Origin of the sequence: Kribbella sp. VKM Ac-2571, assembly GCF_004362255.1 — a bacterium.
In the GTDB taxonomy this organism is placed as follows: Bacteria; Actinomycetota; Actinomycetes; order Propionibacteriales; family Kribbellaceae; genus Kribbella; species Kribbella pratensis.
Genome location: NZ_SNWS01000013.1, coordinates 71494 through 96292 on the forward strand (window position 1 = coordinate 71494; position 24799 = coordinate 96292).

The following is a 24799-nucleotide window of genomic DNA, read 5'->3' on the forward strand; positions in this document are numbered from 1 at the left end:
AACCGCGGCCCTGGGCAAGGGGCAGCTCAATTTCCAGGATCATTCGGTAAGAGATCGTCTGTTACAGAACTATCTGTTATGGTCTTTTCAATCAACGACTGAGGAGAGACCTGTGGACGTGGATGTGGTGGAGTCGGTGGGGGTCCGGGGGCGGGGAAAGGCGCTCGTCGTTCTGTGTGTGATGCAGTTGATGATCATCTTGGACGGGACTGTGGTGACGGTCGCGTTGCCGACTGTTCAGGCGGAGTTGGGGTTCTCGCAGGCGGGGTTGGCGTGGGTGATGAACTCGTACCTGATCGCGTTCGCCGGTCTGCTGCTGCTGGCGGGGCGGATCGGGGATCTGATCGGGACCAAGCGAGTCTTCGTCGCGGGTCTCGGGTTGTTCACCGCGGCGTCGTTGTTGTGCGGGGTGGCTGGCAGTGCGGAGGTGCTGATCGCCGGCAGGTTCGTGCAGGGTGTCGGCGGGGCGCTGGCCTCGGCGGTGATCCTGGGCATGATCGTGAGCCTCTACCCGGCACCGGGGGAGCAGGCGCGGGCGATGGGCGTCTACAGCTTCACGGCTGCCAGCGGTGCGTCGATCGGGCTCATCTTCGGTGGAGTGATCACTCAGACCATCGGCTGGCACTGGGCGTTCCTGATCAACGTCCCGATCGGTGCGGTCGCACTGGCGTTCGCCGTACGTCTCCTCGCGCGCCAGCCGGGGCTCGGTCTCGCTAACGGTGCTGACGTACTAGGCGCCGTGCTGGTGACCGCAGGGCTCTCGCTGGGCGTCTACACGATCGTCCAGACCGCAGAACCACAGGCGACGTTGACTCGCACGCTGGTACTGGCCGCTGCCTCGCTCCTCCTGCTGGCCGCGTTCGTCGTACGCCAGGCGCGCATCAAGAACCCGTTGCTTGCCCTGCGCATCTTCAGGCGCCGTCAACTCACCGTCGCCAACGGTGTCGTCGTGCTGCTCTTCGCCGCCGGCTTCGGCTTCCAGTTCACCACCGCGCTGTACGTGCAGCGTGTGCTCGGCTACGACTCGCTCACCACCGGCCTGGCCTTCCTGCCCGCGCCGCTCATGAACGGGCTGATGTCCCTCTCCCTCGCACCGCGCCTCACTGTCCGCTTCGGCCCACGCAAGATGCTGATCGCCGGACTGGTCGTGTTCCTGCTGGCGCTGCTCTGGATCAGCCGTGCACCAGTAGACGGCTCGTACGTCGTCAACGTCGGACCAGTGCTTGCAATGATGGGTGCCGGCATCGGTGTGGCCATCCCAGCCTCGATCATGCTGGCCATGTCCGGTGCGGACGCCAGCGACGCTGGACTGGCCTCAGGACTCAACAACACCGCCCAGCAAGCCGGTGCAGCTGTCGGTACCGCCGTTCTGGCCACCCTGGCCGCATCCACCACGTCACACCGCCTTGCCGAAGGTGCTGGCGACCTGCTCGCACTACGTGACGGCTATGGCGCCGCGTGGCTCGCAGCAGCCGGATTCGTACTGGCAGCCCTCCTGCTGTCGGTCAGCCTGCTCCGGACCAGCCCCCGCTGACGGCTACTGTGGCGGCCGTGAGTATGTCGAGAGACCCCGACCGCCTTGTTCTGTTCTCCGATGCAGTCGTGGCGATCGCCATCACCTTGCTGGTGCTGCCGCTGGTCGACCTCGTGCCTGAGGTGAAGGCGGAGGGCGGTGACGCGTTCAGTGTGATCAGTGAGCACCGTCAGGAGATCTTCACGTTCCTGCTGAGCTTCGTGGTGATCGCGAGCTTCTGGCTGGGGCACCACCGGCTGTTCGAGCACGTCCGCGCCTACACACCGGCCATGATGCGGGTGAACCTGCTGTGGTTGCTCACCATCGTCGTCCTGCCGTTTCCGACCGAGATCGTCGGTGCCTTCGACAGCGACCAGTTCACGGCCGGTCTCTACATCGGCACGATCCTGGCGCTCAGTGTGTGCCAGTCCGTGCTCACGTGGATGGTCCGTGGTCACAAGGAGTTGGAGAGCCCGGACAACCCGATCGGGCAGCAGGAGCTTGTCGGCTCTCTGCTACTGACCGGGCTGACCGTGCTCGCCTACCTCCTGGCGTCGCTGGTGCCAGGTGTGAACTTCTACGCGATGCTCCTGCTGCTGTTGTCGCCTATCTTCATGCGGGTGTGGAAAGGCCGCTCCAGAAGCCGCACTGGTGCTCAGCAGTCAGATTGACCCGCTTGATACCGCCCTGGTCCGTCGGCGCGAGTGAGAGCCCGTTGACGGCGTGTACGCCGGTTGGCGACCAGTGCGGCCGGTCGGCGCCGTTCGGGTTGCCGGTCCGCGCGAACGCCGTCCAGTAGTCGATCATCTGGTTCGACAGCCTCTGCTGCGTCTGCGACATCGGGAAGTCGTACCCACCGAGCCGGAACAGGTACGGGAGCTCCATAGCGTGCGCGGCTCCCAGCCCGGACGCCGCGATCGGGGAGTGTTTGTCGGCGAACTCGTACGCGTACACCGGGACCTTGCGCGCCGCCTGCTGATCTGTCGCGACCTGTGTGCACGACCAGATCCGGTCTGTCGTCACAGCACCCCACGCTGCAGCTGGTGACTCGTAGCGCGACTGCGGATAGTGCCGTAGTACCTGAGCCGCCTTCGACGCGCCGACCATGTTCTCCACCAGCGCCGGGTAGTCCTTGATGTCCCCGAACGCGGCCAACCAGCCGTTCGCCTCGTCGTGGTTGTTCCCGGAGATGATCGGCACCCGGTGGAACAGCCCGGCCTTCAACGCCTTCGCCGGACTGAGCGGTACGACGGGAGTCCCGCCGTACCCGATCTGGGTGAACTGGAGCATGTCGTCCACCAGTACGTCGGCCTTCATGTCGCGCAGGCACTCCAGCGTCGTGCAGTGCTTGCCGGCGGCCCACTCCTTGCCGTTCGCCTGCACCCGGCTGACCGGGATCCAGGGTGAGTCCGCGGCCTGACCCGGGTACTGGCTGTTGTCGGCCCAGTTGAAGGCGCACGAGCCGCTCTGCATGATCGCCTTCGCGAACAGGCCGGTGGCGGTCGGAGAGGTCAGCTGTGCGCACACACTCATCCCGCCGGCGGACTCACCCGCCACCGTGACGTTGCGCGGGTCACCGCCGAACGCGCCTGCGTTGCGCTGCACCCAGCGCAGGGCGGCCTGCTGGTCCTGCAGACCGAACGTGCCGGAGCCCGGCAGGCCCGGGTACCCGAAGAAGCCGAAGATGCCGAGGCGGTAGTTGACCGTGACAACGACCACGTCACCGCGGGCGGCGAACTTCGATGCCTCGTAGCTGCTGCCGGCCCCGGAGAAGAACCCGCCGCCGGGGATCCACACCACGACCGCCCGTGGTTTCGCGGACGGCTTGGCGGGAGTCGTCACGTTCAGATACAGGCAGTCCTCGGCGGTCGAACCGTCCGGCGCCTCGGAGTTCGCCTGCTGCGCGCACACGCTGCCCGGCTCGGACGCCCGTACGCCGGTCCACGCCTGCACGGGCTGCGGCGCCTTCCACCGCAACGCCCCGACGGGCGGAGCAGCGTACGGAATCCCGTCGTACACCAGCGCATCCCCGACGGTCTTACTCGCCAGCAGCCCGCTATCGGTCCGTACAACGTTCTGCTGCGCCGCTTCACCAGGTCCGGCCAGGCCCACCAACAGCCCCACTGGCGCGAACGCGGCCGCCACACTCACCAAGAGTCTCTTCATGCCAGGAGCGTCGCCCACACCACTCAACCCAGGCTTCGGTCCGGTGGCCAGAGCTACTAAGACTTTGGTCTACGTCTGAGCAGGTAGGTGTCCATGATCCAGCCCTTGCGGTCGCGGGCCTCGGCGCGGACCTTCTCGATCTCGGGTGCGACCTCCCGGAGCGGACCGGAGATCAGGAGCTCCTCGGGCGTACCAAGGTAGGCGCCCCAGTAGATGTCGGCGTCCTGATCGACATGTTCGGTGAAGGCGGTCTGCGCGTCGAGCATCACCACGACGTCGTCCACCCCGTCCGGCCACTCCTTCGCGAGCCGGCGACCGGTGGTGATCTGGATCGGCCGCCCGACCTGGTTCAGCCCGACCTTGTGCCGCGCGGCGAGTGTCGACACGCTGCTGATCCCGGGAATCACCTCGACCTCGAAGACGAGCTCACCGCGGGCAAGGATGTCGTCCAGGATCGCCAGCGTGCTGTCGTACAGCGACGGGTCGCCCCACACCAGGAACGCGCCCACCTGGTCCTCGCCCAGCTCGGTCGCGATCAGGTCCGCGCACACATCGGCCCGGCGCCGCCGCCAGTCGTCGACCGCCTCGACGTACGCCGATGTCGTACGATCCCGCTCCGGGTCCTGCCCGACCACGACCCGGTAGTCCTTCGACGTCGCGTACCGCCGCAGGATCTCGGACCGCAGGTCCACCAGCTCCTGCTTGACCTCGCCCTTGTCCAGCACGAAGAACACGTCGACGCGGTTCAGCGCCGACACGGCCTGCATCGTCACCTGCTCCGGATCACCCGCACCGACCCCGACCACCACAATCTCCCGCATGCGCGGCAGCCTATGTCAGACCGTCAGCAGCAGTCCGGCCGCGATGACACATCCCACAACAGCGCCGCCGTAGCACAGCACCACGATCGGTACGGCGTACCGCTTGAGCTGTAAGCCGTCGTACAGGGTGTAGCGGAATCGGTGCGCCCAGTGGAACAACGCCAGCGCGCACAGACCGAACAGCACCAGGCGGGTCAGTGGATTGTGCAGTACGGCGTACAGGTGGGCGTGGGACGGCGCCGACAGCAGACCGATGGGGAATGCGACGCCGAACAGGAACAGCAGGACCGGCACCATCAGTGCAGCCACCATGCCGCCCGAGCTGAACAGCATCCACAGCAGGGGCTCGGGGGAGCGCCGGTGGTTCATCGCAGTACCAGCCACGCGACGGCAGCCGACAACACCAACCAGGCCAGGTAGTGCGCAGCAACGATCTGTGGCGCCGGCACTCGGCGTCCGCGCACCTTGATCGCCATCGCTCGCGGCGCCAGACCGAACCACGTCACCACGTGCAGCAGCACGAACAGCATCGCGACCACGTTGATCGCGACCACCCACCACTGCCCACTCCAGTCAAGGAATCGCTGGTACGACGCCGCGCCGTCGCTGACCGCACGTACCAGCAACAGCAGGAACACCACGAACCACGCGACGAAGACGCTGCTGAGCTCACGCAGTACGAACAGCACATACGCACGGCGTTCGAGCCACCAGAGCAGGTGGACCGGCCGCTGATACACGGTCACCGCTTACTCCGGGAAATACGCGGCATCAGCAGTTCCTTGATCGACTGTGTCGCGGCCGTCAGCTTGTAGCGCTGGATCGCGCCCGCCGGATCCACGCCCTTCGGGCACACGGCACTGCATTCACCCACGAACGTGCAGGCCCAGACTCCTTCCGGCGAGGACAGTACGTCGCGACGCTCGTCGGCGCCCTCGTCGCGCGAGTCGAGGTTGTAGCGCTGCGCCAGGGCGATCGCCGCCGGGCCGAGGAAGTCCGGTTCGAGGCTGTAGACCGGGCAGGCCGAGTAGCAGAGCATGCAGTTGATGCACATGCTGAACTGCTGGTACTCGTCCAGCTCCTCCGGCGTCTGCAGGTACTCGCCCTCCTCGACCGGACTCTGCACCTCCCGGACCACCCACGGCTTGACCTTCGGCAGCTTGGTCATGAAGTCGTCGATGTCCACCACCAGATCGCGAACGACCGGGAAGTTGTGCAGCGGCTCGACCCGGATCGGACCGGGAGCGTAGTCGGTGAGGAAGGTCGCGCAACTCAACTGGGGTTCGCCGTTCACCGTCATGCCGCAGCTGCCGCAGATCCCCATCCGGCACGACCAGCGGAACGACAGGGTGCCGTCCAGGTGGTCCTTGATGTAGGTGAGGCCGTCCAGGATCGCCCAGTGCTCCCGCAGCGGGACCTGATACGACTGCATGACCGGCTCGCTGTCGACTCCTGGCCGGTAGCGGGCCACCTCCAGCGTGATCTCGGTTGCCATCGCTATCTCCCGTAGATCCGTTCGCCCGGCGGCCAGCGGGTGATCGTCACCGGGAGGTACCCGACGCGGCTGGATCCGTCCGGTTGGCGTCGTACCAGCGAATGCGCCAGGAAGCGTTCGTCGTCGCGGGCCGGGAAGTCCGTCCGCTGGTGCGCGCCACGCGACTCCTCCCGGAGCGCTGCGCTGTCGATGATGCACTCGGCAACATCCAGCATGAACCCGAGTTCGAGCCACGCGATCAGCTCGGTGTTGAAGTTGGTGCTGTGATCGTCGATCGCCGCATGCCGGAATCGCAGTCTCAGTTCCGCGAGCTCGTGCGCGGCCTTGGTCAGCGAGTCGCCGTCCCGGTAGATCCCGGCGCCGTTCTCCATCGTGGACTGCATCTCGGTCCGGATGTCCGCGATCCGCTGGTGCCCCTCGAGCCGCCGGCCCAACTCCGCCGCCAGCCGGTGCTCCTCGTCCCGCCCCTGCGCGACGATCGACGACGGCACCTGGCGGTGATAGCGAGCCGCGAACACCGCGGCGGCGCGGCCGGCCCGGTTGCCGAAGACGAGGCACTCAGGCAACGAGTTCGACCCCAGCCGGTTGGCGCCGTTGATGCTCACGCACGCCACCTCGCCGGCGGCGTACAGGCCGTCGAGCGGGGTCGCGCCGCGGATGTCCGTGTGTACCCCGCCCATCATGTAGTGCACGACCGGGCGCACCGGGACGAGCTCGGTCACCGGATCGATGTTCTGGTACTTCGAGCACAACTCCCGGACGAACGGCAGCTTGAGGTCGATCAGCTTCGCCCCCAGGTGCCGCAGGTCCAGGTGGACGATCGGTCCGTACGGCGTATCGATCGTGCGGCCCTTCTCCATCTCGTGGACGAACGCCTGCGACAACCGGTCCCGCGGGCCGAGTTCCATGTTGCGCAGGACCGGTTCCGGCGTCGGCGTACCGAGGTCGTAGTCCTGTAAGTAGCGGTAGCCGTCCTTGTTGAGCAGCCACCCGCCTTCGGCCCGGGCGGCCTCGGTGATCAGGATCCCGGTGAACGGCAGACCGGTCGGGTGGTACTGGACGAACTCCATGTCCTTGAGCGGGGCGCCGGCACGATAGGCGAGCGCCATCCCGTCGCCGGTCTTGATGTTGGCGTTCGTCGTGAAGGGGAAGACACGTCCGCAGCCGCCGGTGCACAAGATCACCGCGTTCGCCGTGATGGTCTCGATCCGCCCGGTTGCCAGTTCGATCGCGACCACGCCGTACGCGCGTCCGTCGTCGACCAGGATCTTGGTGACGTACCACTCGTCGTACCGGACGATGTCGGAGTAGGAGAGCGCGGTCTGGAAGAGCGTGTGCAGCAGGTGGAACCCGGTCCGGTCGGCCGCGAACCAGGTGCGCTTGTTCTTCATGCCGCCGAACGCGCGAACGGCGATCTTTCCGTCCGGCTGCCGGCTCCAGGGGCAGCCCCAGTGCTCGAGCCGCAGCAGCTCTCGAGGAGCTTCGGCGACGAACGCCTCGACGGCATCCTGGTCGCACAGCCAGTCGCTGCCGGACACGGTGTCGTACGCGTGCTCGTCCAGCGTGTCGTCGGGCGCGGCCACGGCCGCGGCACCGCCCTCGGCGGACACGGTGTGGCTGCGCATCGGGTAGACCTTCGAGATCACCGCAACGCGCAGTGCCGGGTTGGTCTCGGCCACCGCGATGGCAGCTCTCAACCCGGCACCGCCACCTCCGACCACGACCACATCGTGATAGTCGGTCATGATCAGGCTTCGTGGTCGCCGCTGTGCTCGTCCATCAGCACTTTGCCGTCGTGCCGCACCGTCCGGATCCGGACGCTGCCGTCGTGGAACTCGTGCCGCATCTGCCGGCACCCACAACTGAACAGCACGTTGTCGATCCGGAGGCCCTCGAAGTCGTCTTCCTGGCTTCGATCGGCATCTCCGAGCCGCCCACACGGCGCCCGTTCCCCGGTGAGATGCGTCCTGGACCCCGTCATTCGCCCACCTCCCGCCCCTCCGAGGTGTTCGTGACTTACATCACACCTCGATAGTGCGCCTGCCGGGCGACGACGGCAATGGGTCAGTGCTTGGCCTGGCGCCACTCGCGTTCGAAGGGCAGCCGCCACGCGCGCGGGGCGATCAGCTGGTGGATCGCGTTCGGTCCCCAGGTGCCGGGCTGGTACGGCTTGACCGGCGGCGGGTCCTCGAGCAGCGGCGCGGACCGGTCCCACAGCGACTCGATGCCCTCGGCCGTGGTGAACAGCGTGTGGTCCCCGCGCATCGCGTCCAGGATCAACCGCTCGTACGCCTCCAGTACGTCGGCCGCGCTCCCGGTCTCCTGGGTGGAGAACTGCATCGACAGCTTCTCCAGCCGCATCCCCGGACCGGGCCGCTTGCCGTAGAACGACAGCGACACCCGCGACGAGTCGGCCAGGTCGAAGGTCAGGTGGTCCGGGCCCTCCGAGCCGACGCCGGAGCCGGCCGGGAACATCGTCTTCGGCGCCTCCTTGAAGGCGATCGAGATGATCCGCTGGCCCTCGGCCATCTTCTTGCCGGTGCGCAGGTAGAACGGCACGCCGGCCCAGCGCCAGTTGTCGATCTCCACCTTCAGCGCGATGAACGTCTCGGTGTCCGAGTCCGGCGCGACGCCCTCCTCGCTGCGGTAACCGGAGTACTGCCCGCGGACCACGTCGCCGGGGTTGATCGGCAGCATCGACCGGAAGACCTTGTTCTTCTCCTCCGAGATCGCCCGCGGCTCCAGGGCGGTCGGCGGCTCCATCGCGACGAACGACATCACCTGCATCAGGTGCGTGACGACCATGTCCTTGAACGCGCCGGTCGGCTCGTAGAAGGTGGCGCGCTGGTCCAGGCCGAGCGACTCCGGGATGTCGATCTGCACGTGGTCGATGAAGTTCCGGTTCCAGATCGGCTCGAACAGACCGTTCGCGAACCGGAACGCGAGGATGTTCAGCGCGGCTTCCTTGCCGAGGAAGTGGTCGATCCGGAAGATCTGCGACTCGTCGAACGTCTCGTGGACGAAGTCGTTCAGCTCGATCGCGCTGGCCAGGTCGTCGCCGAAGGGCTTCTCCATCACCACCCGGGCGCGTTCGACCAGGTCGGCGTCGCGCAGCATCGCGATCACCGCCTGCGCCGCCTTCGGAGGCACCGACAGGTAGTGCAGCCGGCAGGCGTCCGGGCCGAGCAGCTCCTCGGCGGCCTTCACCGCGGCCGCCAGCGCCTCCGGCCCGGCGGTCACCGGCACGTACTCGAGCCGCTCCGCGAACTGCGCCCACTCCTGGTCGCTCATCTTGTGGGTGCCGAACGTCTCGACCGCCTTCCGCGCACGCTCGCGGAACTCGTCGCAGCTCAGATCCTCGGTGGCGGTCCCGATCACCCGCACGTCCGGCGCGAACTTGGACTGCTGCAGGTACGCCAGGCCGGGCAGCAGCTTGCGCTTGGCGAGGTCGCCGGTGGCCCCGAACAGCACGATCACATGCGGCGCCAACGGCTCCGGGTCCCGCCGCGACGGCCGCGACCCGGGCGCCGGATACGCAATGGTCTGAGTACGGTCAGGCATTCAGTCCTCCCGAGGACGCCACCGGAGCCAACACACTCCCTACATCTTTTGGCAGTCTAGGCGGCGCCGGTGACGCCCAGTGGTCAGGCTGATTGCCAGAGACCGAGAATGTTGCCCTCCGGGTCCTTGAAGTATCCCGCGAAGCCCATGTCGCCGACCGGCAACTTCTCGCCGACCCGTTCGCCGCCGAGGCTCTCGATCGTCTTCCAGGCCGCGTCGATGTCCGGTACGTCGACCGTCAGCGACGGCGTCTTGAGCTCGTCGGTGCGCTGGAACATCCCGCCGTTGATGAAGCCCGGCTCGGCCGGCATGGACTGCTCGTCCACCGGTCCGGTCGACGCCATCGTGTAGTTCATTTCGGGCATCTCCATCAGGTTCCACCCGAACGCCTCGCGGTAGAACGCCCGCGCCCGGTCGCCGTCGTCGTACGGAACCTCGAAATGCACGATCCGCCCTGTCATCGCAGCCCCCTCCGATTGACACGCCACTACGGATCGACGCTAGACCCGGTACGCCGTACCGGCCAGGGCATGGGCCGAGTCTTCTACGGTAGGGGTGTCTGTTCTCGCTCGGGCCGTTCGTCGGTGGGGTGAAGGCACTCTGGAGGAGGACCGTGAAGTACTTGCTGATGATCTGTGGCGACGAGTCGGCGGCCGCGCATGCCAATGACGGGTGTGGCGGCTGGACCGAGGAGATGGAGTCTCGTGGGGTCGTGGCCGGTGGGGCCGGGCTGCGGCCGCCGGACGAGGCGACCACGGTGCGGGTGCGGGAGGGCGAGCTACTGCTGACGGACGGGCCGTTCGCGGAGACGAAGGAGCAGATCGGCGGCTTCGTGCTGATCGACTGCGCGGACCTGGACGAGGCGATCGAGATCGCGTCGAAGCACCCTGCGGCCGGCTACGGCACGATCGAGATCCGGCCGGTCTTCGAACCGCCCGTGCTGGAACGGCCGGTGTGACGTTCGACGAGATCTACCGGCAGGAGTGGGGCCAGGTGGTCGCCACTCTCATCCGGGTCACCGGCGACTGGGACCTGGCCGAGGAGTGCGCGCAAGAAGCGTTCGCCGCGGCGCTGCAGCGGTGGCCGAAGGACGGCGTACCGGATCGGCCCGGTGCATGGCTCACCACGACCGCACGTAACCGTGCGATCGACTGGCTGCGTCGCGAGGCAGTGGGTGCACAGAAGCTGCGGGAGGTGGCTGCGATGACGCATGACTCAGAGCCGTCGTACGACGTACCGGACGACAGGCTGCGGTTGATGTTCACCTGCTGCCATCCCGCACTGGCGATGGACGCACGGGTGGCGTTGACCCTGCGGACACTGGCCGGTCTGAGTACGACGGAGATCGCGCGGGCGTTCCTGGTGCCGGAGACGACCATGTCGAAGCGCCTGACCCGCGCGAAACAGAAGATCCAGCACGCCGGCATCCCGTACCGCGTGCCGCCCGCACACCTCCTCCCGGAGCGGACGCCCGCCGTACTGGCCGTCCTGTACCTCCTGTTCAACGAGGGGTACTCCGACGTTGTCCGGAGCAACCTGAGCAGTGAAGCGATCCGGCTGGCCAGACTGCTCGTCCAACTCATGCCGGACGAACCTGAGGCCGCTGGACTGCTCGCACTGATGCTGCTGCACGACGCGCGCCGCGACACCCGCCTGGCACCGGACGGCGCATTGGTCACGCTTGAGGAGCAGGACCGCACGCAGTGGGACAACACACGTATCAGTGAAGGTGTGGATCTCCTCGACTCCGCACTGCGCCGCGGCGAGCCCGGCCCGTACCAGATCCAGGCCGCCATAGCAGCTTGTCACGCAACCGCCCGCACCGCAGCCGACACCGACTGGCCGCAGATCGCCGCCCTCTACGCCCAACTCCCGCAAACCCCCGTAGTGGCCCTCAACCGGGCTGTAGCAATAGGCATGGCCGACGGCCCAGCCGTGGGCCTCCGCCTGGTGGACGAGCTGGCCGCCGGCGCCTTGACCGGCTACCGCTTGCTCCCGGCCACCCGTGCCGACCTGTTGCGGCGACTTGGACGAAATGCCGAGGCCGCGGTGGCGTATCGGCAAGCGATCGAACTCGTCGCGACCGATGCGGAGCGGCGGTACCTGACCAGGCGCTTGGCCGAAGTGTCCGATTGAGCAGTAGGCACTTTCGTCAAGGAGGAGCCGGTGTCAGCGGCGTCGTCGGTTGTTGCGTGCTGCAGCCCGTTCCTGTCGCCTCCGGTCGCGACGCGACATCGGGACCTGTGTCAGCGCGCGCCGCAGGAGCTGCGCCTCTTGCACCATCGGATGCGCGAGACCCAGCGTCCTCGACGCGATGTCGATGATGTCGTTCGCCTCGGAGGCTGCGGCCGCCCTGTCGGCCTTCGCGATCAGGGGCACGAGGTCCAGTCGCGTCCGCAGCGTGCTCGGATGCGCATCGCCGTACATCCGGCGCTCGACCGCCAGCACGTCTCGCAGTTCGGTCTCGGCCGAGGCAGTGTCGCCCATCAGCGCGTTCAGCCCGGCGAGGTTGGCCCGGCAGGCCAGGATCCGCGGATCCTCGTCCCCCCAGAGCGGCCGCGCAAGGTCGAGGACGGCTTGGTATTCGGCTCTGGCGGCAGCATGCCTGCCCTGGCGTCGCAGCGTGATCGCGAGACCGTGGCGCGCGGCCAGCGTCGCTTCGGACGTGTCCCCTCCCTTCCGCGAGCAGACCTCCACGAGGGAGCGGAACTCCTGTTCCGCGGTATCAACCGACTCCGGCTGCTGCGCGAGCACCGTCGCGTATCCGTCCAAGGTGATCAGTGTGCTGTCGTGCTCCGGTCCCAGGACCCTGCGATGGGCTGCCAGCGCGGCGCGGAACTCTGTCGTCGCCTCTGCGAGTTTGCCCTGTTTGGACAGCGAGAGGGCGAGTCCGTGCCAGACCGCCAAGGTCCCGACGTAGTCCGCTCCGTGATCCTCCCGAAGGATCTTCAACGTGTGCCGGTAGGTCTGCTCCGCGGCGGACCACTCGCCTCGATCACGCCGGCGTCCGGCCAGCGCGTGCAGGGTGCGGAGCGTGTCGACGTGCCGCTCTCCCAGGACGCGCCGTTGAACATCGAGAACCTCCTGCAACTCGGCCTCCGCCTGAATCGGCGACGTCCGCAACAGGGCCAGGTCCGCGCGGGTGGCGAGTGTCTCCGGGTGCAGTTCGCCCAATGTTCGTTGCTGCGTCTCGAGGATCGCCCGGACGTCCAGTGCTTCCTGCTCGACTTCGTGGACGTACCTGCGAAATGCTGCCGCCCGGCGCACCATGGCGATCGCTCGCTCGACGACCGGCCGCGGGACCTGGTCGAGCTGCGCCCGGCAAAGCTCGAGCGCGGACTCGGCGTGCGCGGCCAGGGCCTGCCAGCGAGGCCACGTCTGCGGCGTCATCGCATACCCGTCGGTCGTGGCCGAGAGCAGTTCGACCACTGTGGAGATCTGCTGGTCGACATTCAGGTCGCTACCGGCCTGCTGACGGCTGGAATCGCGGACGAGAGGGTGCAGACTCAGCGCCTGCCGGCCGTCGAGCTCGGCGCGATCGACGAGACCGAGGTCGAGCAACGCGGGCAGCAGCCGCGCGATGGACTCCGGGGTGATCTTCGCCCACATCGGCGCCGCGGCCATCAGCTCCGCATCGAGCATGTCCACCGGAACAGGCGCCTGACCGAAACAGGACAGCAACCGCAGCAACTTGCGTGCCAGCGGGTGACCGCGGCGTTCCAGCAGGTCGAGCGACAACTCCCACGTGCGGGAGATCAGCTCTCGTTCTCGACGCTGGTCGTCGTGATCGCCTGACGGAGCGTCCAGCACACCGACTCGTTCGTCGAGCGCGGCCTGGTAGTCGACAAACGTCTGCGGAGTTTCGACCCCCGGCACCAGCAGCCGCTCGTCACTGGACGCCAGGTAGCTGCCTGCGAGCCGCAATGCCAACGGCAGGCCGCCAAGACGTTTCCCCAGGCGTTCAGCCTCGGTGGGGCTGCCCGCCCGTGATCCGGCCAGGTCCATCAGCACCTGGCCGGCGTCGGCCGGCTCGAGCGACGCCACCGGGCGAAGAATTGTGCCGGGCGGCCAGGTCCGTGGGCTGCCCTGCCGGCTGGTGACGACGACGAGCCCGTGTTCGGAACGGGGGGTTCGGAGCCAGCCGGTGCCCTCCGATAGCCGACCTGCCCCGGCCAGGACGTCGGGGTCGTCGGCGTTGTCCAGAATCAGCACCCATCGGCCCGTGAACGCGTTCAACGCTCTCCACAGCTCGTCGGGCGCGCTGCCGTACCCGGCCCATGCCATGGCGACTTTCTCTGGATTCGCTTTGGCCTGGATCGCCACTTCACGGAGTCCCTCGGACAACGTCTGGGCGTCGTCCGCAGACACCCACCAGACGAGCCTCTCCTGGGCTGCGGCTTTGCTCGCGAGCCACAGTGCGAGGGAGCTCTTTCCGCTCCCGCCCGTTCCGTGCAGAACTACTGCGTGGCCCGGCGAATTGGCAACCTTGTCCAGAAGCTCGGTCGAGATCTCGTCCCGGCCGCGGAGGTGTTTCGGCAGCCGTCCTGTGGGAGCCTCGACCGACACGAGTCCCGGTCTGTCTTTCGGGGCGATGGTGATGTCGATGATGTCGCGGCCGGCCTGATTGATCTTGCTGTTCGGGGCCGCGTACGCCCACTGCCGGATCGTTGGTCGGTCGTCGTCCACACTTCACCTCCGGCGGCCAGGTTGTGCCGCCAAATTCAATCACGCAACGGTGTCATCCGGATACGATGGGAGACGCGGCACGAGGAGGGCTCGAGATGCGCGGATGGATTCTGACGTTGGCTGCCACGACCGTGGCGACCGCGATCGCGATCGCGGTGAACCTTGCCACCGACGGACGGCACCACCCTTGGGCCTGGATTGCGACAGTCGTGCTGACGGCGCTCGGCGGCGCGTTGTCCGAGTGGCAGCGCCGCAGGGACGTGCGGAAGGCCGAGGGCCTGACGCCGCCGTCCGACCCGCGGCCCACTCCACCGCACGTGATCCAGACTGCGGTCGCGGGCGAGGGCGCTTCGGTTCAGCAGGCGGCAGGCGACATCAACAACTCCACGTCGTCCTGACCACTCGCAACGCTCGTGATGAGCGTTTGATCGCGGGAGGTGTCTGTCCGCGGCTGAGTCGTTCGTCGGTGGGGTATGACGGATATCAGGAGTGCTGTAGCGCAAGAGCGGTCCGAGCTGGCGGGGGTGCTGGCCGGGCTGCAACCGGAAGACTGGGACGAGCCGACGCTGTGTGCCGGCTGGAGGGTGCGCGAGTTGGTCGCGCACATCACCATGCCGTACCGGATCTCGATGCCGCGGTTCCTGGCCGGGATGGTCCGCTCCGGCGGCAACTTCAACCGGTACGCCGACCGGCAGGCGCGGCAGGATGCGGCGGACCTGACGCCGGCGCAGCTGGTCGACTGTCTGCGGCAGAACATCAACCACCCGTGGAAACCGCCCGGTGGCGGCTATGCGGGTGCGCTGTCCCACGACGTGGTCCACGGCCTCGACGTGACCGTTGCACTGGGCATCGATCGTCAGGTGCCGTCCGAGCGGCTGCGCATCATCTTCGACGCGATGAAGCCACGCCAGATCAAGTACTTCGGTGTCGACCTGACCGATGTCCAACTGCAGGCCAGCGACCTCAACTGGACCTACGGCACCGGCAAACCGCTCACCGGCACGGCACAGGACCTCCTGCTGGTCCTCAGCGGCCGTAGCCTCCCACCCAACCACCTCTCCGGTCGAGCCGCCGGCCGCTTCACCGCTGGAGTGACGCGATGATCATCAGCCTTCCCATCGAGGACCGCCAACGCGAAGCGGCTGCCGACGCACTGGCTGCCAGGGCGGTCGCCGCCGGGGCGGTGCAGGTGACGCCACCGACTCGCAAGCCCTGGACCTACATGGCCACCTTCACCGACCCCGACGGACACCTCTGGATGGTCACGGCTCCTTGAGCTTCACCAGACCGTCGCGGGGTGGCGAAGCTTGGCCGGACGGAGCGCCTTCTTGGTGGCTCCGGTACGGCGGAACAGGCGGCCGCCGTACCGGAGCCATTCGACCTGTCCGTCGGTGCCGCGGACGAAGTTGGCGCGGACGTGCGTCGGCGTACCGTCCGGGTTCTGCGCGAGAACGTAATCCTTGCGATAGAAGGCGAAGCGGAACAGAGCCTGTCCGCCCACGCCGGCGACCAGTTCGCCGCTGTCGGCGGTGAGGTCGAGGCCGAGCTCCTCCGGCTTGCCGTCGAAACCGATCTGCTGGGAGACGTAGGTGCCTTCGTAGGCGGCCAGTCGACTCGGCGGCAGCTCCCGCGGTACGGCGGGCAGGTTGGTGATGCCGGCGAACTCCTGCAGCGCCCAGTCGTCCGCGAACAGCTCTGCTACCAGAGACGGCCCGCTCTCGGAGTTGGTGAGCAACGTGATCGCGAAGTCCCGCTGCGGTACGACCAGGAAGCCGGAGTGCTGACCCGACCAGTCCCCGCCGTGCTGCACCACCGTCGGGCCTTGGGCGGTCGGACGCAGCATCCAGGTGACTCCCACGCCGTTCAGCTCGACGAACAGCGTGCCGCCCGGACCCGGGTGCGACTGCATAGCGAGCCGGCTGCGGTCGCTGAGCAGTTGGGGGAGGTCCCGGTGCCCCAGGTGGTACCGCGCGTACCGGAGCTGGTCCCGTGCGCTCGAGATCAGACCGCCGACCGAGTGCAGCGCCCGCGGCATCGCGTCGAAGGACGGCTCGACGACCGGCTTGCCGTCGACGACATTGTGCGACGCGGCGACGCTGAAGCCGTCGAGCTCACTGCGGAAGAACCGGCTGTGCGCGAGTCCGAGTGGATCCACGACCAGCTCGCGGGCGGCGGTCTCGTACGGCGTCCCGGTCACCACCTCGATGATCCGCCCGGCCACGCCGATCGCCGCGTTGTTGTACGAGAACACCTTCCCGAGCGGCGTGAGCTGCGGGACCTTCGTCATACCGGCGACGTACTGCGCGAGCGCCTCGTCGCCCTGGCCGGTGTCCTCGAAGTAGTCGCCCTGCCAGCCGGCCGTGTGGTTCAGCAACTGCCGGACGGTGACTCGTGCCGCGACCGAGGCGTCCTGCGTCGCGAAGTCCGGCAGGTACGCGCGGACCGGTCGGTCCAGGCTGATCCGCCCGCGTTCGACCAGCCGCATGATCGCGGTCGCGGTGAATGTCTTGGAGGTCGAGCCGATCCGGAACACGGTGTCGCCGGAGACCGGTTCGCCGGTGTCCACATTGGTGACCCCGAAGCCGCGGACGTACTCCCGGCCGCGGTACCAGACGCCGAGACCGGCGCCGGGGATCGCGTACTTCGCCATCCCGGCCTCGATCTTCTCGGCCAGCCGCCCGATCGCAGCCGGTTCCCTGCTGGTGGTGGCCGATGAGGGCAGCGTGGTCAACGTGGACAACGTGGATGACGCGGCAACCGGTACGGCAGCGGCCGCGGACTTGAGCACGGTACGACGGGTGAGCGACACGTCAACGTCTCCTCGGGCGAGTAGGAATGCTTCCGGTTCCGCTATTATTACCAGAGTTGGTATCAATGGATACCCTGAAAGATCCCTGATGGAGAGCCGATGGAGGAGTCGCCGACCCCGGTGCTGGACGTTCTGCTGCACCCGATCCGCTGGCGCATCGTGCAGCGGGTGCTAGGCCGTGAGGTCACTACCACGGACCTGAAACGCGACCTGCCAGATGTCCCCGCCACGACGCTCTACCGGCACGTCGCGGCGCTGATCGACGCCGGCTACCTGACCGTGGTCCGCGAGCGGAAGATCCGCGGCACGACGGAGCGCACCCTCAGTCTCGACCAGACGAAGGTCGGCCGGATCGACGAGCGCGAGGCGCGGGCGATGACACCGGACCAGCACCGGCAGGCGTTTCTGATGATGCTGACCCGGCTGGCCGCCGACTTCGACCGGGTGGTCGACAGCGGCGCTCTGCAGCCGCGAATCGACCAGCTGGGCTACTCGCAGCTGGCCCTCTACCTCAGCCCGGACGACATGACCGCGTTCCGATCAGGCTTCGCAGAGCTGATCGAGCCCTACCTGGCTGAGTCCCCGGGCAAGGACCGCGTAGTCCTGTCGATGTTCTCGCTGCCGGACAGCTGAGCGAGGTCCGTGCTCCCCGGGGGAGGGACGACCCCCGGAAAGCGCGAGTCAGTGGCGTCGGAGCCGGAGCTGTGCGACGTCGAGGTAGCCGGAGGCGAATCCGGACTCGCTGTAGGCCAGGTAGTACTCCCAGGCCCGCCGGAACGACTCGTCGAAGCCCTCCGCCCGGACGACCTGCCAGTTGGCGACGAACTGCCGCCGCCACCGGCGGAGCGTCTCGGCGTAGTCCGCACCGAATCTGTGCTCGTCGTCGACCGTCAACGTGGTGTGCCGCTCCACGGTCTCGTCGATCGCGGTGCGGGACGGGATCAGCCCTCCCGGAAAGATGTACTTCTGGATCCAGCTGTACGAGTTCCGGGTGGCGAGCATCCGGTCGTGATCCATCAGGATCGCCTGGAGCGCAACCCTTCCACCCGGTGCGAGCAGCTGGTCCAACGTGCGGAAGTACTCCGGCCAGTACTCCTCGCCGACCGCCTCGATCATCTCCACGCTGACGATGGCGTCGTACGAGCCGGTCACCAGACGGTAGTCCTGCAGCCGCAGATCGATCCGGTCGACCAGACCGGCATCAGCGACGCGTTTCTGCGCCAGCCGCAGCTGCTCGGTCGACAACGTGATGCCCGTGACCTTGGCGCCTCGACGAGCGGCAGCGATCGCCAGCGTGCCCCAGCCGATTCCGACTTCGAGCACCCGGCTGCCCGGACCCACGTCGGCCAGGTCCAGGATGCGTTCGACCTTCCTGGACTGAGCCTCCTCAAGCCCCTGAGCAGCCAGCGGTACGTCGTGTTTGAACAGTGCGGAGCTGTACGTCAGGCCAGGGTCCAGGAACGCCGCAAAGAGCGCGTTGCTGAGGTCGTAGTGCGCACTGATATTCTCCCGGGCGCCGGTCGGTGTGTTGCGCCGCAGACGGGGGATGCGCCGGTCGACGACCCGCCGGAAGCGCAAGAGGTACGGCGGCACGAGTTGCGCGACACGTGCCGCGAACGGCGTCAGCAGGTCGCCCAGGTCGGTGCCCTCGCCCGCAGTCCAGTCCCCGGCCATGTACGCCTCGCCGAGACCGATCTTGGGGTTGTGGGCGAGCCGTTCGAACAGGGCGTTCGGACGGACGATCCGCAGCACCGGTGCGTCCGGTCCGCCGCCACCGCGGACCGTGCCGTCCGGGTAGACCGCGCGTACGGGGACCTGGTCGAGGATCCGGTCGACGATCAGCCGGGTGATCCGGGCACGGACGCACAGCCGGCGCAGAAGAGGGTGTCGCAGGCAGAGTGGTTGGGCGATGGTCAGGCCGCTCATCGAAGTCCCTTCTGGAGCCGGTGCACCGGGCGCGGTACGACAGGCAGGCGGCGCGCCCACAGCCACACGCCGTTCAGCCGGATCAGGAGGGACACCCGCTGCGGCATCAGCGGCGTCCGTACGGCGGCCGCCAGAGTCGCCCGGCGTGTAGCAGGGCGCGGTACGCCCTCGAAGCTCGCTCCGAAGACCGTTTGGCCGCCGCGCGACAGGCTCACCTGCACCCGGATCCGGTCGTGGTCGAGCTCGAAGGTCAGGCGGTACTGCCCGGAGATGTCGTTGAACGGCGAGACGTAGAACTCCTTCGGGGTCTCCGCCGTGCCGTGCGCATCCGGTCGGAGCAGGTAGGCGTGGCGTTCGCCGTACGTGTTGTGCACCTCTGCGACGACGTACGGGCTGTCGATGCACCAGAAGACGGTCAGTGGGTCGAAGACGTGGCCGAAGGTACGGGCGTTGGCCAGCATGAGGACGCGGCCGTCGTACGTGATGCCTTCGCCGGCGAGGTAGCGACAGAGGTCGGCCTTGATCGTCGGGCCGTGGCCGCCGAGGTGGTCGCGGGCGTCGAAGCGCGCCAGCGGACGCAGGTACCAGGGCTGGCGCGGTACGTCGTCGAGGTCGACCAGCCACTGGTGCACCCGGTACCGGAACGCATGGCGGATCGGAATACGCCGCCCGTGCCGGACGAAGCCGGTGACGATCGCCGGGAGTGCGGGGAGCATACCGGCGACCGTCACCAGCGGACCCCGAAGGACTCGGCCGCGGCGACACCGGCGCGACAGCCGTCCTCGTGGAATCCCCAGCCGTGATACGCCCCTGCAAACGCAATCCGGCCGGTATTGAGGGCTGTCAGCCTGCTCTGCGCGGCGACTGCCTTCGGGGTGTAGACGGGGTGCTGGTAGTCGATCCGCTCGATCACCTTCGCGGGATCGACCGTCGTGGCACCGTTCAGCGTGACGAGGTAGGTTTCGTCGGTCTCCAGACCCTGCAATTTGTTCATCCAGTACGTCGTCAGCGGCGCAGCGGAGCCGATGATGTAGTTCCAGGAGGCCCGCGCGTTCTTGGTTGCTGGAAGCAACGAGACGTCGGTGTGCAGCACCGCCGTGTTGCGGCTGTACTCGAACTGTCCGAGTACTGCCTTCTCCGCGGGCGATGCGTCCGCGAGCAGGTCGAGCGCCTGGTCGGCGTGCGTCGCCAGCACCACCCCGTCGAACTCCGACAAGGTGCCGTTGGCAACAGTCACGGTCACGCCGTCCGGATGCCGTTGGACCGCGCGGACCGGACTGTGCTTGCGTACCGCGCCGACCCGGCCGGCGAGCGCATCGACGTACTGCCGGGAGCCGCCGGTGACGGTCAGCCATTGCGGTGAGCCGCTGACGGCGAGCATGCCGTGGTGATCGAGGAAGCGGAACAGGTAGCGCGCCGGGTATGCCAGCGCCGAGCTGCCGCCGCAGGACCAGACGCAGGACACCACGGGTACGGCGTACCGGCGGACGAAGGCCGGGCTGAAGCGTTCGGCCTTCAGGAACTCGTCGAGCGTCGTGAGGTCGTCGTCGCCGGTCCGGGCCAGGTAACCGGTGGCCCGGACGTGGAAGCGGCGGACCTCGCCGAGCAACCGGAGGAAGCTCGGGTCCACGACCCGCCGCCGCTGCGCGAAGATTCCGGCGGCCCCGTGCCCGCCGGCGAACTCCAGCCCGCTTGCCGGGTCGCTGATGCTCATGCTCATCTCGGTCGGCTGCGTCCGGACACCGAGCTCGGCGAACAGCTTGCGCAGCAGGGGATAGGTGCGGGCGTTGTGGACGATGAAGCCGGTGTCGATCGCGAGCCGGCGTCCGGCCGGGTCGGTGACGTCGTGGGTGTGGGCGTGTCCGCCGAGCCGCGGTTCGGCCTCGAACAGCGTGACGTCGAAGCGCCGGGCGAGCAGGTATGCGGCGGTCAGACCGGATACGCCGGCGCCGATCACAGCGACGGACTCCGTCATGAGCAAGGCCTCCAGGTTGTCTAAGGTTTGTCTAGAGATTAAGCACATGGCTAGCCCTTGTCAAAGGTCTGTCTAAAGTTCGTATACTGTGTGATCATGGAGACTTCGGTGCCGGGCGGACTTCGGATCGGCGCGCTGAGCAAGCGCGCCGGGGTCAGCGAACACGTCCTGAGGGCGTGGGAGTCGCGCTACGGACTGCTGTCTCCGATGCGCTCGTCAGGTGGCTTCCGGCTGTACTCGGACGCCGACGTACGCCGGGTGCAGCGAATGTGCGCGTACCTTGCCGAGGGCTTGTCCGCTGCCGAGGCGGCCCGCGCCGTACTGGCCGAGCCGGCCGCGCCCCCTGACCCGGTCGTCGTACGGATGGCCGAGGCCAACGGTGCCGCGAGCCTGCGAGCCGCGCTGGACCTGCTCGACGAGCGGGCCGCCCACGTCGTGCTGGACCAGCTGTTCGGTGCGCTGACCATCGAGGCGGTGATCCGAGACGTGCTGATCCCGTACCTGCATGAGTTGGGTGAGCGGTGGAACCGCGGTGAGGTGACCGTCGGCCAGGAACACTTTGCGAGCAACGTGATCCGGTCCCGTCTCGCCTCCCTGTCGCCGGGCTGGGGTGGCGGCCGTGGTCCGCGGGTCCTGCTGGCCTGTCCGCCCGGTGAGTTGCACGACATCGCCCTGCTGTCGTTCGGCCTGGTACTGCGACGCTCGGGCTGGCGCGTGGTCTTCCTCGGCGCCGACTCCCCGACGGGCGACATCCAGCGCATGGTCGACGCACTTGGACCCGACCTGGTGATGCTCGCCGCCTCCGATGCCTCCCGCTTCGACGCGATCCGCCCGGAACTCGTCCGGCTCGCGCAGGGCCGGTCGGTCGCGCTGGCCGGTCGCGGTGCATCCGCCGAACTGGCAGCCGCCGTCGGGGCGCAGTACGTCGACGACGACCCGGTCACAGCTGCCCAGCGATTGGAGGAGAGTCGATGACTCGAGTCCTGGTCACCGGAGCCACCGGCTACATCGGCGGTCGGCTCGTCCCCGAGTTACTGGCGGCCGGGTACGACGTACGCGTCCTGGCCCGGCATCCGCAGCGGCTCGAGTCGCGCCCCTGGCGGTCCCGGATCGAGGTCGTGGAAGGCGATGCGTCCGACTCAGCGGTTCTGACGAGAGCACTGGACTGCGTCGATGTCGCGTACTACCTGATCCACTCGATGGGCTCCGGCCGGCGGTTCGAGGTCCGGGACCGGCGCACCGCGCTCGCCTTCGGCACGGCGTGCCGCGGGTCCGGCGTCGGGCGGATCGTCTACCTCGGCGGACTGCATCCGGACGACGAGGAGCTGTCGCCGCATCTTGGCTCGCGGCGCGAGGTGGGAGAGATCCTGCTCGCGAGCGGCGTACCGACGACCGTGCTGCGGGCGGCCGTGATCATCGGTTCCGGCTCGGCCTCGTTCGAGATGCTCCGCTACCTGACCGAGCGGCTGCCGGTGATGGTCACACCGCGCTGGCTGGACACGCGGATCCAGCCGATCGCGGTCCGCGACGTACTGCGCTACCTGGTCGGATCCGCACGGATGCCGGCCGACGTGAACCGCGGGTTCGACATCGGCGGACCGGACGTGCTGACGTATCGCGCGATGATGCAGCGCTACGCAGCCGTGGCGGGCCTGCGTCCGCGGCGGATCGTGACGGTCCCGCTGCTGACCCCCGGCCTCTCGAGTCATTGGGTCGGTCTGGTCACGCCGGTGCCGAGCGGCATCGCGCGACCGCTGGTCGACAGCCTGGTGCACGAGGTCGTCTGCAAGGACCACGACATCGACCGGTACGTCGAGCCGCGGCCGGCCGGCGGGATCGGGTTCGACCAGGCCGTCGAGCTCGCGCTGAAGAAGGTGCGCGACCTGGACGTGAGTACGTCGTGGGCGTCCGCCTCGACACCGGGCGCGCCGAGCGACCCGCTCCCGAGCGACCCGGACTGGTCGGGCGGCTCGCTTTACGTCGACGAGCGGGACTGCGCTGTCGCCGCACAGCCGGAGTGCCTTTGGAAGGTGATCGAGGGCATCGGCGGTCGACGCGGCTGGTACTCATGGCGACTCGGCTGGTGGACGCGCGGCCTGCTCGACCGGGTCGTCGGCGGCCCCGGCCTGCGCCGTGGCCGGCTGCATCCCGACGTCCTGTCGGTCGGCGATCCGCTCGACTGGTGGCGGGTCGAGACCATCGACCGCGGCCGCCTGCTCCGGCTGCGCGCCGAGATGCGGCTACCCGGTGAGGCGTGGCTCGAGCTGCGCGTAGGCACCGGCCAGGACGGCCGCACGCAGTTCCGGCAGCGCGCGCTGTTCCATCCGCGCGGTCTGCCGGGAGAGCTGTACTGGGCGGCGATCCGCCCGTTCCACGACGTCGTCTTCGGCGGCATGCAGCGCAACATCGCCCACGCCGCCGAACGAGCGGAGGAGAACCGATGATTGTCATCCAACGCGACGTGTCCGTCGCGACCACACCCGAGCACGCCTTCGACTACCTGGCTGACTTCCGTACCACCGAGGAGTGGGATCCCGGCACGGTCCGGACCGTCCTGCTGCAGGGCGACGGCGGCGAGGGTACGACGTACCGCAACACGTCTCGCTTCAAAGGCCGCGAGACCGAGCTGACCTACGTGGTCGAGGAGTATGCCCGACCCGACCGGATCGTCCTGCGCGGCGAGAACCGGACGATCGTTTCCCGCGACACCATGACGTTCCGCAGCGAGGGCCACCTCACGCGGGTCACCTACCGCGCCGAGTTCCAGCTCAAGGGTCTCGCCCGGCTCACCGAACCGTTCCTCCGGAGGTCCTTCGAACGCCTCGGTGATGAGGCCGAGGAAGGCCTGCGCAACGCTCTGGGCAGGCTGGCCGCATGAGCGGCGCTCTGGACACGCTCCTGGACCGCCTGGTCATCCCCGGCTACACGAAGCTCGGCTATAGCCTCCGGAGCAGGACCTGGCCCGCCGACGATCCCCGTCCGAATGCCCTGGCCGGCAAGACTGCCATCGTCACGGGTGCAAGAGGCGGCCTGGGCAAAGCCACCGCCGCAGGCCTAGCCGCCCTCGGCGCGACAGTCCACCTAGTAGTCCGAGACGCCACCAAGGCCACCCGCACAGTCGCAGACCTTCGCAGCGAAGTCCCCACCGCCACCTTCGTTGTCGACGAATGCGACATCTCCGACCTGGACGCCGTACGCCGCTACGCCGCCGGACTGACCGGCCCTATCCACGCCCTGATCCACAACGCCGGCGTCATGCCACCACGCCGTACACAATCGCCCCAAGGCCACGAACTGACCCTAGCCACCCATGTACTCGGTCCTCTCCTCCTGACTGACCTCCTGCGCGACCACCTGGAGGACGGCCGGGTCGTCTTCGTGGCGTCCGGCGGCATGTACACGCAGCGGCTGCCGGTCGACGACCCGGAGTACCGCAACGGCAGCTACCACGGCGCAAGGGCGTACGCCCGCAGCAAGCGCATCCAGGTCGCGCTGACTCCCGTCCTGGCCGCCGAACTGGCGCCGACCTTCATCGCCACCATGCACCCCGGCTGGTCGCAGACCCCTGGGCTGACCGATTCCCTCCCGCTCTTCACCAACCTCACCCGCCCACTCCTCCGCACACCCGCCCAAGGCGCCGACACCACCGTCTGGCTGGCCGCGACCAACCGAACGCTGCCCACAGGCAACTTCTGGCACGACCGCCAGCCCCGCCCCACCCACTACCTCCGCCACACCGAGGACTCCGAAGCCGACACACAGCGAATCTGGGACTACTGCCGCACCGCGGCGGGCATCAGCTGACTCGCCGGCGCAGGTGAGCGTGCTCGCGCCGCTGCTGCTGGAG

26 protein-coding genes are annotated in these 24799 nt (G+C 68.0%); 12 read left to right on the top strand and 14 right to left on the bottom strand.

The window, feature by feature from the left end; translation table 11 throughout:
- Positions 1 to 112: 112 nt before the first annotated feature.
- Together EV651_RS26715 and EV651_RS26720 are read left to right on the top strand one after the other, a co-directional pair.
- Positions 113 to 1534 (top strand): MFS transporter, encoded by a 1422-nt coding sequence (locus EV651_RS26715; protein WP_238157213.1) that lies wholly within the window; start codon positions 113 to 115, stop codon positions 1532 to 1534.
- A gap of 23 nt (positions 1535 to 1557) precedes the next feature.
- On the top strand, positions 1558 to 2184 hold the full coding sequence (locus EV651_RS26720; RefSeq protein ID WP_238157228.1) for a TMEM175 family protein: 627 nt from the start codon (positions 1558 to 1560) through the stop codon (positions 2182 to 2184).
- Here the strand turns inward: EV651_RS26720 and EV651_RS26725 are convergent.
- The 9 genes from EV651_RS26725 to EV651_RS26765 all read right to left on the bottom strand — a co-directional run bounded on the left by EV651_RS26725 (position 2126) and on the right by EV651_RS26765 (position 10017).
- The gene (locus EV651_RS26725; RefSeq protein WP_133788003.1) at positions 2126 to 3679 is read right to left on the bottom strand and encodes a carboxylesterase/lipase family protein; all 1554 of its coding nucleotides are present in this window, start codon (positions 3677 to 3679) and stop codon (positions 2126 to 2128) included. The genes EV651_RS26720 and EV651_RS26725 overlap by 59 nt on opposite strands.
- 56 nt (positions 3680 to 3735) lie before the next feature.
- The gene (gene cobF, locus EV651_RS26730; RefSeq protein WP_133788004.1) at positions 3736 to 4500 is read right to left on the bottom strand and encodes a precorrin-6A synthase (deacetylating); all 765 of its coding nucleotides are present in this window, start codon (positions 4498 to 4500) and stop codon (positions 3736 to 3738) included.
- Positions 4501 to 4515: 15 nt separating this feature from the next.
- The gene (gene frdD / locus EV651_RS26735; protein WP_133788005.1) at positions 4516 to 4869 is read right to left on the bottom strand and encodes a fumarate reductase subunit FrdD; all 354 of its coding nucleotides are present in this window, start codon (positions 4867 to 4869) and stop codon (positions 4516 to 4518) included.
- Positions 4866 to 5246, bottom strand: a complete 381-nt coding sequence (locus EV651_RS26740) for a fumarate reductase subunit C (RefSeq protein WP_133788006.1) — start codon at positions 5244 to 5246, stop codon at positions 4866 to 4868. The genes frdD and EV651_RS26740 overlap by 4 nt, the downstream gene beginning before the upstream one ends.
- The gene (locus EV651_RS26745) at positions 5243 to 5995 is read right to left on the bottom strand and encodes a succinate dehydrogenase/fumarate reductase iron-sulfur subunit (RefSeq protein ID WP_133788007.1); all 753 of its coding nucleotides are present in this window, start codon (positions 5993 to 5995) and stop codon (positions 5243 to 5245) included. The genes EV651_RS26740 and EV651_RS26745 overlap by 4 nt, the downstream gene beginning before the upstream one ends.
- A gap of 2 nt (positions 5996 to 5997) precedes the next feature.
- Entirely contained in the window at positions 5998 to 7740 is a 1743-nt protein-coding gene (gene frdA, locus EV651_RS26750; RefSeq protein ID WP_133788008.1) for a fumarate reductase (quinol) flavoprotein subunit, read from the bottom strand.
- Between the two features lie 2 nt (positions 7741 to 7742).
- Complete coding sequence (locus EV651_RS26755) at positions 7743 to 7976, bottom strand: hypothetical protein (RefSeq protein WP_133788009.1); 234 nt, start codon at positions 7974 to 7976, stop codon at positions 7743 to 7745.
- 83 nt (positions 7977 to 8059) lie between these two features.
- Positions 8060 to 9556, bottom strand: a complete 1497-nt coding sequence (gene zwf / locus EV651_RS26760) for a glucose-6-phosphate dehydrogenase (RefSeq protein WP_133788010.1) — start codon at positions 9554 to 9556, stop codon at positions 8060 to 8062.
- A gap of 83 nt (positions 9557 to 9639) precedes the next feature.
- A complete protein-coding gene (locus EV651_RS26765; protein ID WP_133788011.1) occupies positions 9640 to 10017 on the bottom strand; it encodes a VOC family protein in 378 nt (125 codons plus the stop codon).
- Between the two features lie 152 nt (positions 10018 to 10169).
- On the opposite strand from EV651_RS26765, the gene EV651_RS26770 reads away from it, so the two are divergent.
- Together EV651_RS26770 and EV651_RS26775 are read left to right on the top strand one after the other, a co-directional pair.
- A complete protein-coding gene (locus EV651_RS26770; RefSeq protein ID WP_133788012.1) occupies positions 10170 to 10514 on the top strand; it encodes a YciI family protein in 345 nt (114 codons plus the stop codon).
- A complete protein-coding gene (locus EV651_RS26775; protein WP_133788013.1) occupies positions 10511 to 11692 on the top strand; it encodes an RNA polymerase sigma factor in 1182 nt (393 codons plus the stop codon). The genes EV651_RS26770 and EV651_RS26775 overlap by 4 nt, the downstream gene beginning before the upstream one ends.
- A 33-nt stretch (positions 11693 to 11725) precedes the next feature.
- Here the strand turns inward: EV651_RS26775 and EV651_RS26780 are convergent, their stop codons facing one another.
- On the bottom strand, positions 11726 to 14242 hold the full coding sequence (locus tag EV651_RS26780; protein ID WP_133788014.1) for a tetratricopeptide repeat protein: 2517 nt from the start codon (positions 14240 to 14242) through the stop codon (positions 11726 to 11728).
- 95 nt (positions 14243 to 14337) lie between these two features.
- On the opposite strand from EV651_RS26780, the gene EV651_RS26785 reads away from it, so the two are divergent.
- From EV651_RS26785 to EV651_RS41555, 3 genes are all read left to right on the top strand, one after another.
- Positions 14338 to 14640, top strand: coding sequence for a hypothetical protein (locus EV651_RS26785; protein WP_133788015.1), 303 nt, complete (start codon positions 14338 to 14340; stop codon positions 14638 to 14640).
- Positions 14641 to 14715: 75 nt separating this feature from the next.
- Entirely contained in the window at positions 14716 to 15345 is a 630-nt protein-coding gene (locus EV651_RS26790) for a maleylpyruvate isomerase family mycothiol-dependent enzyme (RefSeq protein ID WP_133788016.1), read from the top strand.
- Positions 15342 to 15518 (top strand): VOC family protein, encoded by a 177-nt coding sequence (locus tag EV651_RS41555; RefSeq protein ID WP_166658798.1) that lies wholly within the window; start codon positions 15342 to 15344, stop codon positions 15516 to 15518. The genes EV651_RS26790 and EV651_RS41555 overlap by 4 nt, the downstream gene beginning before the upstream one ends.
- Positions 15519 to 15521: 3 nt before the next feature.
- Here the strand turns inward: EV651_RS41555 and EV651_RS26795 are convergent, their stop codons facing one another.
- A complete protein-coding gene (locus tag EV651_RS26795) occupies positions 15522 to 17051 on the bottom strand; it encodes a serine hydrolase (protein WP_133788017.1) in 1530 nt (509 codons plus the stop codon).
- Between the two features lie 99 nt (positions 17052 to 17150).
- Here EV651_RS26795 and EV651_RS26800 point away from each other — a divergent pair, with 99 nt between their 5' ends.
- Entirely contained in the window at positions 17151 to 17684 is a 534-nt protein-coding gene (locus EV651_RS26800; protein ID WP_133788018.1) for a helix-turn-helix domain-containing protein, read from the top strand.
- 48 nt (positions 17685 to 17732) lie between these two features.
- On the opposite strand, the gene EV651_RS26805 is transcribed toward EV651_RS26800, so the two are convergent.
- The 3 genes from EV651_RS26805 to EV651_RS26815 are packed head-to-tail and all read right to left on the bottom strand — an operon-like array spanning position 17733 to position 20952.
- Positions 17733 to 18977 (bottom strand): cyclopropane-fatty-acyl-phospholipid synthase family protein, encoded by a 1245-nt coding sequence (locus EV651_RS26805; RefSeq protein ID WP_133788019.1) that lies wholly within the window; start codon positions 18975 to 18977, stop codon positions 17733 to 17735.
- Complete coding sequence (locus tag EV651_RS26810) at positions 18974 to 19708, bottom strand: DUF1365 domain-containing protein (protein ID WP_238157214.1); 735 nt, start codon at positions 19706 to 19708, stop codon at positions 18974 to 18976. The genes EV651_RS26805 and EV651_RS26810 overlap by 4 nt, the downstream gene beginning before the upstream one ends.
- A complete protein-coding gene (locus EV651_RS26815; protein ID WP_133788020.1) occupies positions 19705 to 20952 on the bottom strand; it encodes an NAD(P)/FAD-dependent oxidoreductase in 1248 nt (415 codons plus the stop codon). The genes EV651_RS26810 and EV651_RS26815 overlap by 4 nt, the downstream gene beginning before the upstream one ends.
- A gap of 96 nt (positions 20953 to 21048) precedes the next feature.
- Here EV651_RS26815 and EV651_RS26820 point away from each other — a divergent pair, with 96 nt between their 5' ends.
- The 4 genes from EV651_RS26820 to EV651_RS26835 are packed head-to-tail and all read left to right on the top strand — an operon-like array spanning position 21049 to position 24756.
- Positions 21049 to 21927, top strand: a complete 879-nt coding sequence (locus EV651_RS26820; RefSeq protein ID WP_133788021.1) for a cobalamin B12-binding domain-containing protein — start codon at positions 21049 to 21051, stop codon at positions 21925 to 21927.
- Positions 21924 to 23396: an SDR family oxidoreductase gene (locus EV651_RS26825; RefSeq protein WP_133788022.1), complete on the top strand. Its 1473-nt coding sequence runs from the start codon at positions 21924 to 21926 to the stop codon at positions 23394 to 23396. The genes EV651_RS26820 and EV651_RS26825 overlap by 4 nt, the downstream gene beginning before the upstream one ends.
- Positions 23393 to 23830, top strand: a complete 438-nt coding sequence (locus EV651_RS26830) for an SRPBCC family protein (RefSeq protein WP_133788023.1) — start codon at positions 23393 to 23395, stop codon at positions 23828 to 23830. Before EV651_RS26825 ends, EV651_RS26830 begins: the two co-directional genes overlap by 4 nt.
- Positions 23827 to 24756 carry an SDR family NAD(P)-dependent oxidoreductase gene (locus EV651_RS26835; RefSeq protein ID WP_133788024.1) on the top strand — a complete coding sequence of 310 codons (930 nt, stop codon included), beginning with the start codon at positions 23827 to 23829 and terminating at the stop codon, positions 24754 to 24756. Before EV651_RS26830 ends, EV651_RS26835 begins: the two co-directional genes overlap by 4 nt.
- The last annotated feature ends 43 nt before the right edge of the window (positions 24757 to 24799 follow it).